Origin of the sequence: Brevundimonas sp. (assembly GCF_036732845.1) — a bacterium.
In the GTDB taxonomy this organism is placed as follows: domain Bacteria; phylum Pseudomonadota; class Alphaproteobacteria; order Caulobacterales; family Caulobacteraceae; genus Brevundimonas.
The window spans coordinates 1-13,919 of sequence record NZ_DAINBO010000045.1; the positions used below are offsets into that span (position 1 = coordinate 1).

At 68.3% G+C, this 13,919-nt stretch carries 14 protein-coding genes and 2 pseudogenes; 10 read left to right on the forward strand and 6 right to left on the reverse strand.

What is annotated here, in order from left to right; genetic code table 11:
- From V7D63_RS11725 to V7D63_RS11760, 8 genes and pseudogenes are all read left to right on the forward strand, one after another.
- Positions 1–96: pseudogene (locus tag V7D63_RS11725) on the forward strand (histone deacetylase family protein); the annotation flags it as partial.
- 39 nt (positions 97–135) lie between these two features.
- Positions 136–777, forward strand: coding sequence for a histidine phosphatase family protein (locus V7D63_RS11730; protein WP_333592474.1), 642 nt, complete (start codon positions 136–138; stop codon positions 775–777).
- A 20-nt stretch (positions 778–797) separates the two neighbouring features.
- Positions 798–1,388, forward strand: coding sequence for a peptidylprolyl isomerase (locus V7D63_RS11735; RefSeq protein WP_333592462.1), 591 nt, complete (start codon positions 798–800; stop codon positions 1,386–1,388).
- A 187-nt stretch (positions 1,389–1,575) separates the two neighbouring features.
- Positions 1,576–1,827, forward strand: a complete 252-nt coding sequence (locus V7D63_RS11740) for an exodeoxyribonuclease VII small subunit (protein ID WP_333592463.1) — start codon at positions 1,576–1,578, stop codon at positions 1,825–1,827.
- Positions 1,827–2,177 (forward strand): tRNA-binding protein, encoded by a 351-nt coding sequence (locus V7D63_RS11745; RefSeq protein ID WP_333592464.1) that lies wholly within the window; start codon positions 1,827–1,829, stop codon positions 2,175–2,177. The genes V7D63_RS11740 and V7D63_RS11745 overlap by 1 nt, the downstream gene beginning before the upstream one ends.
- Before the next feature lie 50 nt (positions 2,178–2,227).
- Positions 2,228–3,100 carry a polyprenyl synthetase family protein gene (locus V7D63_RS11750; protein ID WP_333592475.1) on the forward strand — a complete coding sequence of 291 codons (873 nt, stop codon included), beginning with the start codon at positions 2,228–2,230 and terminating at the stop codon, positions 3,098–3,100.
- A 61-nt stretch (positions 3,101–3,161) separates the two neighbouring features.
- On the forward strand, positions 3,162–5,075 hold the full coding sequence (gene dxs, locus V7D63_RS11755; RefSeq protein ID WP_333592465.1) for a 1-deoxy-D-xylulose-5-phosphate synthase: 1,914 nt from the start codon (positions 3,162–3,164) through the stop codon (positions 5,073–5,075).
- A 266-nt stretch (positions 5,076–5,341) separates the two neighbouring features.
- A complete protein-coding gene (locus tag V7D63_RS11760; protein ID WP_333592466.1) occupies positions 5,342–6,592 on the forward strand; it encodes a cation:proton antiporter domain-containing protein in 1,251 nt (416 codons plus the stop codon).
- A 13-nt stretch (positions 6,593–6,605) separates the two neighbouring features.
- Here V7D63_RS11760 and mazF read toward each other — a convergent pair whose 3' ends face one another.
- The 3 genes from mazF to V7D63_RS11775 are packed head-to-tail and all read right to left on the reverse strand — an operon-like array spanning position 6,606 to position 8,023.
- Positions 6,606–6,941 carry an endoribonuclease MazF gene (gene mazF, locus V7D63_RS11765; protein WP_333592467.1) on the reverse strand — a complete coding sequence of 112 codons (336 nt, stop codon included), beginning with the start codon at positions 6,939–6,941 and terminating at the stop codon, positions 6,606–6,608.
- A complete protein-coding gene (locus V7D63_RS11770) occupies positions 6,938–7,192 on the reverse strand; it encodes an AbrB/MazE/SpoVT family DNA-binding domain-containing protein (RefSeq protein WP_333592468.1) in 255 nt (84 codons plus the stop codon). Before V7D63_RS11770 ends, mazF begins: the two co-directional genes overlap by 4 nt.
- Before the next feature lie 51 nt (positions 7,193–7,243).
- A complete protein-coding gene (locus tag V7D63_RS11775) occupies positions 7,244–8,023 on the reverse strand; it encodes a PhoH family protein (RefSeq protein ID WP_333592476.1) in 780 nt (259 codons plus the stop codon).
- A gap of 542 nt (positions 8,024–8,565) precedes the next feature.
- Between V7D63_RS11775 and V7D63_RS13465 the strand changes: the two are divergent.
- Positions 8,566–8,703: pseudogene (locus V7D63_RS13465) on the forward strand (DapH/DapD/GlmU-related protein); the annotation flags it as partial.
- Positions 8,704–8,831: 128 nt separating this feature from the next.
- On the opposite strand, the gene V7D63_RS11785 reads toward V7D63_RS13465, so the two are convergent.
- Positions 8,832–9,356 (reverse strand): PAS domain-containing protein, encoded by a 525-nt coding sequence (locus V7D63_RS11785; RefSeq protein ID WP_333592470.1) that lies wholly within the window; start codon positions 9,354–9,356, stop codon positions 8,832–8,834.
- Between the two features lie 111 nt (positions 9,357–9,467).
- Between V7D63_RS11785 and V7D63_RS11790 the strand changes: the two genes are divergently transcribed.
- Positions 9,468–10,355: a hypothetical protein gene (locus V7D63_RS11790; protein WP_333592471.1), complete on the forward strand. Its 888-nt coding sequence runs from the start codon at positions 9,468–9,470 to the stop codon at positions 10,353–10,355.
- A gap of 119 nt (positions 10,356–10,474) precedes the next feature.
- Here V7D63_RS11790 and V7D63_RS11795 read toward each other — a convergent pair whose 3' ends face one another.
- Together V7D63_RS11795 and hfaD are read right to left on the reverse strand one after the other, a co-directional pair.
- On the reverse strand, positions 10,475–13,324 hold the full coding sequence (locus tag V7D63_RS11795; RefSeq protein WP_333592472.1) for a M16 family metallopeptidase: 2,850 nt from the start codon (positions 13,322–13,324) through the stop codon (positions 10,475–10,477).
- A gap of 95 nt (positions 13,325–13,419) precedes the next feature.
- Positions 13,420–13,919 (reverse strand): holdfast anchor protein HfaD (gene hfaD, locus V7D63_RS11800; RefSeq protein WP_333592473.1); only part of this gene is annotated, 500 nt, incomplete at its 5' end.

The following is a 13,919-nucleotide window of genomic DNA, read 5'->3' on the forward strand; positions in this document are numbered from 1 at the left end:
GGCGGCAAGGTTGTCTCCTCGCTTGAGGGCGGCTACGACCTTGAAGGACTGGGCCGTTCCGCGGCCGCTCATGTTCAGGCTCTGGGGGAGGACTGAAGGACGAACGCCTTGATTTCCGGCCCCCGTCCGCACGCCATGACCGCTTCCGCCGCCGCCTTCGAGACCGAATCCCAACCCCAGCCCCCGGCCGCTGTCGAGGCGGTGCGTCCGGGCGCAGTCATCCTGGCCCGCCATGGCGAGCCGGCCCTGTCGCGCAAATGCCTGATCAGCGCCGCCCGGTACCGGGAATGGTGGGGTCAGTATGAGGTCGGCGGCCTGCGCGCCGGCCAGACCCCGCCGGTCGCCCTGATCGACGCCGCCGCCGGCGCGGGGGCCATCTACGCCTCGTCGCGGCCGCGCGCGGTGGAGACCGCCGCCGCCGTCTCGGCCGGACGCGAGGTCATGGTCGACGCTCTGTTCATCGAGGCGCCCCTGCCGCCGCCGCATCTGCCCGACTGGATCAAGCTGTCGCCGCGCTGGTGGGGCGTGGTGGCCCGCTGCTGGTGGCACCTGTCCGACCGCCACCATCAGGAAGAGACCCGCGCCGAGGCCGAGGTGCGCGCCGAACAGGCGGCCCAGGCCCTGATCGCCCGCGCCGCCACGGGCCAGGACGTGCTGGTGCTGGCCCACGGCTATTTCAACCACATGGTCGGCCGGTGTCTGAAGGCCGCCGGCTGGCGCCTGGTTCAGAACCAGGGCTTCAAATACTGGTCCCAGCGCCGCTACGAGAAGCGCTGAACCGTCGTCGGAGACGCGCGATGATCCGCCGTTCGCTGTTCGCTCTTTTCGCCTTGATGCTGACGGCCGCGCCCGCGGCGGCCCAGGATGCGGCGCCCGCGCCGACCCGCGTGGCGCTGGACACCTCGGCCGGAACCATCGTCATCGAACTGGACCCGCGCGCGCCGATCACCGTCGCCAACTTCCTGCGTTACGTCGATGAAGACCGTCTGGACGGGACCAGCTTCTATCGCGCCATGAACCTGGGCGCCGTCGGGGGCCTGATCCAGGGCGGACCCAGCGGCGCCTCGGATCGCGTCCTGCCAGGCATACCGCACGAGCCGACCAGCCAGACGGGCCTGCGTCACACCGACGGCGTCATCTCCATGGCCCGGTTCGAGCCGGGCACGGCCACCGGCGACTTCTTCATCATCGTCGGCGACAACCTGGGTTCGCTGGACGCCAGCGCGACGGACCCCGGATTCGCCGCCTTCGGCCGGGTGGTCCAGGGCATGGAGGCGGTGCGCGCCATCCTGGCCTCGCCCCGCTCGCCGACGGCAGGCGAAGGCGTCATGGTCGGCCAGATGCTGGAGCCGAAGATCGAGATCCGCGACGCGCGGCGTCTCCCTTGATCCCGCTCATCCCCGCGAAAGCGGGGACCCAGTCCTTTGGATAATCGGTTGGATGTGTCGCTCACAGGCCTTGATCTAGGGCTGTGGCACGTCGCTCTCACTGGGTCCCCGCTTTCGCGGGGAAGAGCGGACTGTGATGGTTCTCCACCGTTGAAGCCTGGGCATCACCCCTCTAGGGTCGCGCGCCATGACCGACGCCGCCAAAACCCTCCCCGCCGACCTCAGTTTCGAGGACGCCCTGGCCCGCCTTGAGGGCATCGTCCAGCGGCTGGAGTCCGGCCAGGCCCCGCTGGAGGAATCGATCAGCCTGTATGAACAGGGCGCGGCGCTTAAGGCCCATTGCGAGGCCCGCCTGAAAGACGCCCAGTTGCGGGTCGAAAAGATCGTCGTCGGTCCCGACGGCCAGGCCAAGGGCGCCGAACCGGCCGAGTTCGGCTGATGCCCGCGCCCGCGCCTCAGATCGCTTTTGACGACTTCCTGAAGGTCGATGTCCGCCTGGGCCGCGTGGTCAAGGCCGAGCCGTTCCCCGAGGCGCGCAAGCCCGCCTACAAACTGACCATCGACTTCGGCCCGGACATCGGCGTCAAGAAATCCTCGGCCCAGATCACCCGCCACTATACGATCGACCAGTTGCAAGGCCGCATGGTCGCCGCCGTGGTCAACTTCCCGCCGCGCCAGATCGGACCCTTCATGTCCGAGGTCCTGACCCTGGGCTTCCCCGACGCGGACGGCGAAGTGGTGCTGGTCGGCGTGGATCGCGACGCCGTCGTGGGCGGGAGGCTGTTCTGACCCACCCGCCGTCTCATGCCTGGGCCGCGAATTCGCCCGAACAGGCCGTCATCGACCGCGTGGCCGAGGTCGCCGACCTGATCACCGTGGCGCTGGACGAACTGCTGCCTCGCGCCGACGGGCCGGAATCGCGCCTGACCGAGGCCATGCGTTACGCCGCCCTGGGACCCGGCAAGCGGCTGCGGCCCTTCTTCGCCCTGGAATCCGCCCGTCTGTTCGATCTGGAGGAACGGCCGGTGCTGCGCGCCGCCTGCGCCTTGGAATGCGTCCACGCCTATTCCCTGGTCCATGACGACCTGCCGTGCATGGACGACGACGATGTGCGTCGCGGCCGCCCGACCCTGCACCGCGCCTATGACGAGGCGACGGCCGTCCTGGCCGGCGATGCGCTCCAGACCGCGGCCTTCGACATCCTACTGCACGAAGACACCCACGACAGCCCGGCCGTCCGCTGCGAACTGGCGGCGCGTCTGTCGATGGCGTCGGGCGCGCGCGGCATGGCCGGGGGCCAGATGATCGACCTTCTGGGCGTGCGCGACGACTTGGGCGGCGTGGCCCGGATGCAGCGGCTCAAGACCGGCGCCCTGTTCGCCTACGCCTTCGAGATCCCGCTGATCATCGCCGACGCCCGCGAGACGCACCGTCACGCCCTGATCAGCTTCGCCCACGACATCGGCCTGGCCTATCAGATCGTCGACGACCTGCTGGACGCCGAAGGTTCGGCCGAGGAGATGGGCAAGGCCGCGGGCGGCAAGGACGCGGCCCGGGGCAAGACCAATTTCGTCACCCTGTTGGGCGTCGATCAGGCGCGAAGCCGCGTCGCGCATCTGGCCGACCAGGCCCGCGCCCACCTCGATGTCTTCGGTCCCGACGCCGAAATCCTCAAGGCCAGCGTGGATTTCGTGCTAAGCCGCCGCGCCTGAGGTTGAACATCCGCTCTTTCCGGGTGTTGTCTCTCTGACGCTCGCCAAGGTACTGGCATCCATGCCCGACACGCCCCTGCTCGACACCGTCAACATTCCCGCCGACACGCGCGGGTTCGACCTGGCCCAGTTGCGCCAACTGGCCGACGAGGTGCGGGTCGAGACCATCGACGCGGTCAGCCAGACCGGCGGCCACCTGGGCGCGGGCCTGGGCGTGGTCGAACTGACCGTGGCCCTGCACCATGTGTTCGAGACCCCCAGGGACATCCTGATCTGGGACGTCGGCCATCAGTGCTATCCGCACAAGATCCTGACCGGCCGCCGCGACCGCATCCGCACCCTGCGTCAGGGCGGCGGTCTGTCGGGCTTCACCAAGCGGGCCGAGAGCGAATACGACCCCTTCGGCGCGGCCCACGCCTCGACCTCCATCAGCGCCGCGCTCGGCTTCGCCGCCGCCCGCGACCAGAAGGACGCCAAGAACAAGGTCGTGGCCGTCATCGGAGACGGCTCCATGTCGGCGGGCATGGCCTATGAGGCGATGAACAACGCCGTCGAGGCCACCAGCGGCCAGTTGATGGTCGTGCTGAACGACAACGACATGTCGATCGCCCCGCCGGTCGGCGGCATGAGCGCCTATCTGGCCGGCCTGGTGTCGGGCGGCGCCTACCGCTCGATGCGCCGACTGGGCAAGTCGGTCGCCGAGCACCTGCCGCGCCCCTTCCGCGACGCGGCCCGCAAGGCCGAGGAATATGCGCGCGGCATGGTCACCGGCGGCACCTTCTTCGAAGAGCTGGGCTTCTACTATGTCGGTCCCATCGACGGGCACGACATGGACAATCTGGTGCCCATCCTGAAGAAGGCCGCGGCCATCGACGACCGGCCGGTGCTGGTCCATGTCGTGACCCAGAAGGGCAAGGGTTACGCCCCGGCCGAATCCAGCGCCGACAAACTGCACGCGGTGGTCAAGTTCGACGTCGTCTCGGGCAAGCAGTCCAAGGCCGTCTCCAACGCCCCCAGCTACACCAAGGTCTTCGGGACCGAGCTGATCAAGCGGGCCAAGATCGATCCCACGGTCGTCGCCATCACCGCCGCCATGCCGTCGGGCACCGGGCTGGACCTGTTCGGTCAGGCCTTCCCCGAGCGCACCTATGACGTCGGCATCGCCGAACAGCACGCGGTCACCTTCGCCGCCGGTCTGGCCGCCGACGGCATGAAGCCGTTCTGCGCCATCTATTCGACCTTCCTTCAGCGCGGTTACGACCAGGTCGTCCACGATGTGGCCATCCAGAAGCTGCCGGTGCGCTTCGCCATGGACCGCGCCGGTCTGGTCGGGGCCGACGGCGCCACCCACGCGGGGTCGTTCGACATCGGCTATATGGGCGCGCTGCCGCACATGGTGCTGATGGCCGCCGCCGACGAGGCCGAGCTGGCCGCCATGATCGCCACGGCCTGCGAGATCGACGACCGTCCCTCGGCCTTCCGTTATCCGCGCGGCGACGGCGTCGGCCTGGACATCCCCGAACTGTCCGCCCCGCTGGAGATCGGCCGGGGCCGCATCGTGCGCGAAGGCACGGCCGTCGCCATCCTGTCGCTGGGCACCCGCCTTCAGGAATCGCTGAAGGCCGCTGACGCCCTGGCCGCGCGCGGCGTTTCGGCCACCGTCGCCGACGCCCGCTTCGCCAAGCCGCTGGACGCCGACCTGATCCTGCGCCTGGCCCGCGAACACGAGGCTCTGATCACGGTGGAGGAGGGGGCCATGGGCGGTTTCGGCGCCTTCGTGCTCCAGCTTCTGGCGGAAAAGGGCGCGCTGGACGCGGGGTTGAAGATCCGCACCCTGCACCTGCCCGACGTCTTCCAGGACCAGGACAGCCCCTTCGCCATGTACCAACAGGCCGGGCTGAACGCGGACCAGATCGCCGCCGCCGCCTTGTCGGCCCTGGGGGTGGATGTCGCCGCCGGCGCCGCCCGAGCCTGAGGCGCACGGAATTTAGACTCGATAGACTCGATAGACGCGCTTTTTTCTCGCGGGTCGATCACGTCGCGCGCCTGACCGTCAAACCTATACGCCCCAGTCCTCAGCCCTCGCAGCGAAAGCGTGGGAACGGAGCCGACGCCCTTCTCCCCTCGGGGGAGAAGGAAGAGTTCCCGCGATCAATCCGCGCCCCGCCTTGCCGTATCGGTTCTCAGCCGCCATCTAGAGGGTGAACCCCCGATCCGTCCGTTCGCCGACATGGAGCGCCGATGCCGCATGCCGACAGCCTGATCCTGACCCTGGTGGGCGGTTTCGTCCTGGCCTTCGTGTTCGGCATGACCGCCAACCGGCTGAAGCTGTCGCCCCTGGTCGGATATCTGTTGGCGGGAGTGGCGGTCGGCCCGCATACGGCGGGCTTCGTGGCCGACACCGAACTGGCGCCCCAGTTGGCCGAGATCGGCGTCATCCTGCTGATGTTCGGGGTCGGCCTGCATTTCTCGCCCAAGGACCTGATGCAGGTCAGGAAGGTCGCCGTGCCCGGCGCCTTGGCCCAGATTCTGGCGGCGACCGGCATGGGCTGGCTGCTGGGCCGGTTCCTGCTGGGCATGGGCGATGTCGAGGCGGTGCTGCTGGGCTTCTCTTTGTCGGTCGCCTCCACTGTCGTGCTGATGCGGGCGCTGGAGGAGCGCAAGCAGAACAAGGGCGAGGTCGGGCGCATCGCCGTGGGCTGGCTGATCGTCGAGGATCTGGTGATCGTCATCGCCCTGGTCATGCTGCCCATGATCCTGACCCAGCCGGGCGAGACGGTGAACGCGACGGCTCTCGTGGGCAGCATCGGCTGGACCCTGGTCAAGGTCGCCGCCTTCGTCGCCGCCATGCTGGTGGTCGGCGGGCGGGTGTTGCCGTGGGTGCTGGTGCGCATCGCCCACACCCGCTCACGCGAACTGTTCACCCTGGGCGTCCTGGCCATCGCCCTGGGCATCGCCTGGATCGCCTACGCCCTGTTCCATTCCTTCGCCCTGGGCGCCTTCCTGGCGGGGCTGGTGCTGAACGGTTCGCCGCTGGGCCATAATGCGGCTGAGCGGTCGCTGCCGCTGCGCGACGCCTTCGCCGTGCTGTTCTTCGTCTCGGTCGGCATGCTGTTCGACCCGATGATCCTGGTGAACAAGCCGCTGGCCGTGTTGGGCGTGCTGCTGATCATCATCGTCGGCAAGTCGCTGGCGGCACTGGCCATCACCGGCGGATTCCGGCTGGACAAGGCCACCGGCCTGACCGTCGCCGCCAGCCTGGCCCAGATCGGCGAGTTCAGCTTCATCCTGGCCGCCCTGTCGATGTCCGAAGGCGCCATGCGGGCCGAGACGCGCGACCTGATCCTGGCCGGCGCCCTGTTGTCGATCTCGCTGCACCCGTTTGTCTTCGCCCTGGTCGACCGCATGGGCGCACGCCCCAAGCCGCCCGAAACGCCAAAGGCCGCCGACGTTCCCGCCGACAGCCCCGCGCGTCTTCAGGACGTGGTCTGAGGTGACCGTCGGGTCAAAACACCAGCAAGGCGCGAATCTTGGCCCGGACTTCGTCCATGACGGCTTGAGACGCACGGGCCTTGAAGGCTGCGCGTCGCGCCCGCCAGTCCAGGCTCTTGATCTGATCGGCCAGGACGGCGCTGTCAGGATCGCGTTCCACGATCACCTCGAACGGATATCCCTTGATCCGCGAGGTCATGGGACAGGCGATCATCATGCCTCGCGCGGCGTTGTATCGTGCGGGCGACAGGACCAGGGCAGGGCGGTGACCCGCCTGTTCATGACCGGCCTGGGGATCGAACTGCAGCCAGACGATATCGCCCAGGTCCGGCGTATAGGCCCGGCTCACCAGGCTTCGTCCCCGACAGGAGGTCCCAGGTCCGCTTCGTCATGAAACGTCTCCGGCCGCATCTGGGCGATCAGGGCGTCGAGATCGAACGACGGCGGCGAAACCGGCTCGATCAGGATACGGCCGTTCTCCTCACGCACATCGACGGCCTGGTCGATGCGCAGATCCGCGGCGGCCATGACGGCCGCCGGGATCCTGATCGAGGCGCTATTGCCCCATTTCTTGACCTGAACCCGCACATCGGCCTCCATGTATCGACATTGATGATACATATGCGCGGTTGGCTGGTGCGCGGCAAGCCTTCACAGCACGCCGATCATCGAGGCGACCAAGGGATGGCGCACGATGTCGCGTTCGGCCAGGCGGACGACGGCGATGTCCGGCACCTGCTCCAGCCGCTCGGAGATGTCCGACAGGCCCGACACGCCCGGCAGAAGGTCCGACTGATGCGGATCGCCCGTGACCACCATGGTCGAATGCCAGCCCAGCCGCGTCAGCAGCATCTTCAACTGCACATAGGTGCAGTTCTGGGCCTCATCGACGACGATGAAGGCGTTGTTCAGGGTGCGGCCGCGCATATAGCCGATCGGCGCGATCTCGATCAGCCCCTCGGCCATCAGCGCCTTGACCCGCTTCATCGACAGCCGATCCGACAGGGCGTCGTAGAGCGGCCGCAGATAGGGGGCCAGCTTGTCCTCCATGTCGCCGGGCAAAAAGCCGATCGATTCGCCCGCCTCGACCGCCGGGCGGCTCAACACGATGCGGCCGACCTTGCCGGCCTCCAGCGCCTCGACCGCCTTGGCGACCGCCAGATAGGTCTTGCCCGTGCCCGCCGGTCCCAGGGCCATGACCAGATTGTATTCATCCATCGCCGTCATCAGCTCGGCCTGGCCGTCAGACTTGGGCTTCAGCGTCTTCAGATAGCCCTGGTCCCGCTCGTCATTCGACGGATAGGGCGACCAGCCGGCGTGGCGCGGCATCTGCCGGACCTTGGAGTCCTCGATGAACTGTTTGGTGTCGAGAACACCGAACTCACGGGCCTGACGCTTGAGTGCCGCACGCTTGGTCATGGACGCCTCCAGGGCATGAAAAAAGGCGACGCCGGAACGGCATCGCCTCGAACGAGGGTGGAGCGGAGGGAGCGCGCGTCACGACCGCCGGGGTCGTCTGCGGGTTCAATGCTCAGCGGGACGCCCCGCCGACCGGAACGCAGCACGCGCGTTCTCCGTGGCTTGACCGGATCGGGCTTGATCCGGCTTCGGAAACGGGGCGGAAATCACCGCCTCGAATCGCACTTACAGTTTCATGCTAACGTGGTTTACGAGAGCTTAAAGCCCCCGTATTTCTTGGATTTGGCGGTGTTCTGATGAATGTTTATTCGCTCGGCGACAAGCAACCGCGGCTACCGGCGGAAGGCGAATACTGGATCGCGCCGAACGCGACCGTCATAGGAGACGTGATTCTTCATCCGGGCGCCAGCGTCTGGTTCGGAACGGTGGTCCGGGGCGACAACGACCCCATCACCATCGGCGCCGACACCAATATCCAGGACGGCAGCGTCCTGCATTCGGACCCCGGGGAACCGCTGACCATCGGGCGCGGGGTGACCGTGGGCCACATGGCCATGCTGCATAGCTGCGAGATCGGCGACAACTGTCTGATCGGCATCGGCGCGGTCATCCTGGGCCGGGCCAGGATCGGAAAGAACTGCCTGATCGGCGCCGGCGCCCTGATCACCGAGGGCAAGGTCATCCCCGACAACAGCCTGGTCATGGGCCAGCCCGGCAAGGTGGTGCGCGAGCTGGAGCCGGGCCAGATCGAGGCGCTGAAGGCCTCGGCCGAACACTATGTCCAGAACTGGAAACGCTATGCGGCGGGGCTGACGCCGACCTAGGCCACGCGCCGTCCGTCGCGACAGGCCAGGACCAGCGGCGCGCGGCGGCATTCGCCGACGCCGATCGAGACGCGGGCGTTCATCGCGGCGACGCCTTTCAGATCGCGGCCCAGGGGCGTGATCGGCTGATACAGGCCCAGAAGACGGTCGGGATTGCCGTCCGGCCCGCGCAAGGGGGCGAAGGCGATCTCCAGCCCTTCGCCGCGCGCCTCAGCCACCAGGGCCACGGGGCGGGCCTCGCGAAAGGCCTGGACGACGGCCGAGACGACCAGAGCGCGACTGTCGGGCCGCCACAGGTCCAGCCAGGCCTGGCCGAACATGGGGCGGCCGTGGAAGGCCTCGACCCAGCCGCCGGCGAACCGCACCCGCGCCCCCTCGCCGGTGCGGTCCGCCACGAACACCTGCGGCAGCAGGGGTCCGAAGGCGGCGGGATCGATCGACAGGCGCGACGGGATGCGCTGCGAATCCGGCAGCAGGCTCCATGCGTCGATCAGCGTCTGTGTGCCGTGATGGAACATCATCGGTCCCTCCGACCGTATCGTCGCAAGGGCCGCGCCGGGCGGCGCGGAAACGGAAACGCAACGGTTTGCCGGTCAGATGTCAGGCTGACGACTTCTGTGGAGGGTCGGCCCATGCGGCTGCGCATCAAGACCTGGCTTCCGGCGATCGTGGGGTTCATCGCCCTGACGGCCTTCGCCGACGAGGCGTCGGCGCTGTGCGCGCCGACCGGCTGTCCGCCGCCGCCGCCGCCGACATGCTGCGAGCCGCCGCCCCCTCCGCCTCCGCCCCCTCCGCCGCCGAATCCGTGCTGCGAGACGCCGCCTCAGCCGCCGTGCTGCGGCTCGGGCGGCGGCAACGTCAACGTCAACATCAACGTCAATGCGAACTCCAACGCCAATGCCGGGGCCAGGGCGGCGATCAACGCCCGCGCCGGCGGCACGGTCTATGTCACCGGCGGCGGCTCGGCCTACGTCAATGTGGAACAGCCCTATCCGACGACGATCCAGGGTCTGAACGTCGAGGGCGCGCGCGTGCGCCAGACGGTGCGCGTGCCGTTCGTGTCGATGCGTCGCTTTGAAAAGCGGGTGGTCATCCAGGCCGTCTGCATCGACGACCGCAGCCGCCCGCACCCCGCCTCACAGGTCCGCCCGGATCGCGACGTCGATGGCGACTATGACGGCGAACTGTACCGCTGCATCGCCGGAACCTGGCTGCAGGCGACCTTCGCCGACTATAACGGCGAGATCAGCTTCGATCACGGCCAGACCCTGGCCTGCCGCAAGGGCGAGGCCCTGTGGCACGGTCGCGGCGGCATGGTCGAATGCCGGACCCAGAAACAGGAACGCGACTGCAACGAACGCTCGCTGCTGCGGCGCTATGGGGCGGGGATCAAGATCCTGACCATGATCCGCGAAGAGGAATACACCGAGTACCGCGAAGAGGTGGTCGAGCAGGCCGGACTGGCGATTTCGGGCGCATCGATCATGCTGGACGGCGGCGTCGGCGGCCGGGTGTTCTGAACCGGCTGTTCAGCCGCGCGTCAGCCGCCGCGATCTAGGGTTGGAGCGTCGATCCTCCGTCGACGATCCTGACGAACTGGCCCCGGCCCGTATGCGAGCCGGGGCCTTTTTTATCCGCCTTACTGCGCCGGAGCGTTGGTCGAGACCACTTCGGCCCGCCAGGCGCGATCCGGCCGCAGATAGGCCTGGGCCATGCGCTGGATATCGGCCGGAGTGACCGATTCCAGGTCCGCGATATGGTGGCGGATCTCGTCCAGCGAGGTCGGCTTCTCCTGGGCGTCCTGAAGCTGGCCGAGCCAGTAGCCGTTGTCGTTGCGGCTGCGGCTCAGCGATTCGACCATCGGGCGCCGGGCGCGCGTCAGTTCGTCTTCCGAGATCGGATTGTCGCGCAGGTCGGCGACGATCTTATCGAGGTTTTCGTAGAAGCGCGGCAGATCCGTGGGCTTGACCTCGGCGCCCGCCGAGATGCTGCCGTAGCCGGGGAAGACGTCCGAGGAGCTGTTGCTGGCGCGCGGCGAATAGGCGATCGCCAACTGTTCCCGGATCACGTCGTTTAGGCGCAACTGCAACACGGCCGACAACACGCCGATCTGGCGCGCCTCGGTGCGGTCGCCGATCGAATCGACCGTCGGCCAGGCGACATAGCCCAGGGCCTGTTCGGCCTGACCGTTGTGGGTCAGGCGCACCGGCGCGGCGGTCGGCGCCGGGAAGCGGCGCTGATCGGCCCCGGCGGACGGCGTCTGGGCCGGGCCGCGGGCGGGCAGGGCGCCGAAGGTCGAGGCGACCGTGCGAATCGCGTCGTCCACGGTGACGTCGCCGACCATGACGATGTCGATCGGACCCGTGGCCAGGCCGGTCTTCACGATGTTTCGGACCTCGTCGAGGGTGAAGGCCGCGGCCTGTTCCGCCGTGGGCGCCGCGGCGCGCTGGTCGCCGCCGGCCAACAGCACCGGCGCCTGAAGCGCGAAGGCGCCGCCAGGGGTGGCCATGAGCTGCGCCAATTGCTGGGGCCAGGCCGACTTGGCCTGCTCGAACGGAGCGGCGCGCAGGCCCGGATCGGTCATATAGGCCGCCATGACCTGCATCTGCAGTTGCAGATCCTCGGGCTTGGTCGCGCCCGAATATTGGAAGGAGTCCGTCCCCATGCCGCCGTTGACGCTGTAGGTGCGGCCAGTGAGCACGCGGTTCAACTGATCGAGCGTCAGACTGCCCAGGCCGCCGGCGGTCAGCACGCTTTCGACCATGTTGGAGGCCGTAACCCGATCCGTCGGCTGCGACAGGTCGCCGATGCCGGTGCGCACGCTGACCAGAACCTGTTCGTCGCGGAAATCGGTCGGCTTGACGGTCAGGCGCACGCCGTTGGGGAAGGTGACCATGGTCACGCCCAGGTCTGCGGCCTCGGTGCGGCCGGACGGAACGCCAGGCGCGCCGAAGTCGGTGTAAGGCCATTGCATCGCCGCCTCGTCGGCGCGAGCGGTGACGGGCGTCTGACGCGAAGCCTGCAAGGCGGCGGTGACGGCGGCCTCGCCGCCCTCGATCTCGACCGGGGTGACGACCAGCATGACCGGTCCCTGGCCCTCGAACACCTGGCGGACGGCGGCGTTGACCTGATCCGCCGTCACGCCGCGCACGGCGTTCTCGAACAGCTCCAGATTGGTCGCCGGGCTGGAGAAGACGCGGCGGGCGTTGGTCGCGCCGACCAGACCGTTGGCCAGGGCCGGGGTCGAACGGGTGGCGGCGGCGGCGACGGCGTTGGTCAGGGCCGTGCGGGTGTCGGTGATCTCGCGTTGCAGCTCGGCTTCGGTGACGCCGAACTGGATCAGGCGTCGCTGCTCCTGCTCCATCGTCTCCAGCGCGCGCTTCCAGCCGCCAGGATTGAAGGCGGCCGCGATGGTGCCGACGCCGACGCTGTCGAAGATGTCGCCCATCGATCCGCCCGCGCCCAGGAAGGGCGGATTGTCGCCACGCGCGATCTCACCCAGGCGGCGGTTCAGGACCGCCAGGCCCAGGGCCTTCAGCGTATCCTCGCCACGTTCGGCGGCGGTGTCGGCGTCCAGGTCGGGGTTCTTGACCCAATTCAACTGGATGCTGGACTGGATGCCCGGCTCCAGCAGGATCTTGGTCTCGGGCTGACGCGCCGCGACCTGGCCCAGATCGGGTTCGCCGCCCGCCGGGCCGACGCCTTGCCAGCTCTCGAACGCGGTGCGGACCTTGGCCTCCATCTGATCCAGGTCGAAGTCGCCCACGGCGATGAAGGTCGCACGCTCGGGCCGGTAGTAGTTGCGATAGAAGTCCACGAATCGCTGGGCCGGAGCGGTTTCGACGATGGTGGTGCTGCCGTCAGGCAGGCGGCGCGAGACTAGTTGGCCCTCGGCCAGCAGGCTCAACTGGGCCACGGCCGAGCGGCGGCCCGGCGTGTCGCGGGTGCGATTCTCGCCGACGATGACGCCGCGCTCATTGTCGATGGCGGCCGTCTCCATCAGGGCGTCGGACATCATCTCGCGCATGATGTGCAGGCTGGCGTCCACCGTCTCGTCGTCGGTGCGCGGCAGCTCCAGCATATAGAAGGTCTGTTCCAGGCTGGTGGTGGCGTTGGTGTCGGCGCCGAAGGCCAGACCCAGGCGTTCCAGAATGCGCAGCAGCTCGGTCTCGGGAATGTCGTCCGTGCCGTTGAAGACCATGTGCTCGGTGAAGTGGGCCAGGCCCTTCTGGTCATCCTGCTCCATCAGGCCGCCTGCGGCGATGCGCAGTCGGAACGAGGCCTGGCCGGGCGGGGTGGCGTTGTGCAGCAGGGCGTAACGCATGCCGTTGGGCAGTTGGCCGAAACGCACATTGGCGTCGGCCGGAATGTCGCTGGAGGCTTGCGGCCAGGGCGCGGACGGCGCGGTCTGGGCCAGGGCGGGCAGGGCGGCGGCCGTCAGGGCCAGACCAGAGGCGGCGACGAGTAGCAGGCGGCGAGCGGAACGCATCGAGAGTCTCCATGATCGACATGGGACCTCGACGAGATCACGACGCCCCGTGTCACCCGTAGGTGACACCGAACAGATGCGCAAGTTAACGGAAGTTAATCTGCGGGCCGGGAGACATAGAAGGTCGCCGCGTTGCCCACGGCGTTGGCGCCCGCGATCACGGCGCGGCTGGAGCCTTGGGTCGTCACCGTGGTCGTGGCGGTGATGTTGGCCGTATTGGTCTGGGTGTTGCGGGCGTCGATATAACCTTCGCACTGCGAGCAGGCGTAGCCGGTGACCGAATTGCCCACGGCGTCTGCGCCGACATAGGCGTCATAGCCCGTGCCGCCCGAGAAGGCGGCGCTGGCGTCGATCTGGCCGTTGTTCAGTTGGAGATTGTCGATCTCCAGATAGATGTCGTTGTTGCCGGCCGAGACCTCGTTGCCGACGCCGCGCGCCTGGGCCGTGGCCGAACCGAAATCATAGGCGGTGACGACGGTCGCGGCGCGCACCCGACCGGCGTTGGCCTGGTCCGTGGCGGTGATCAGGGCGCCGCCCTGGTTGGCGAAGACGGCCTGGTTGGCGGCGGCGTTGGCGCGTCCGGCCAGGTCCCAGG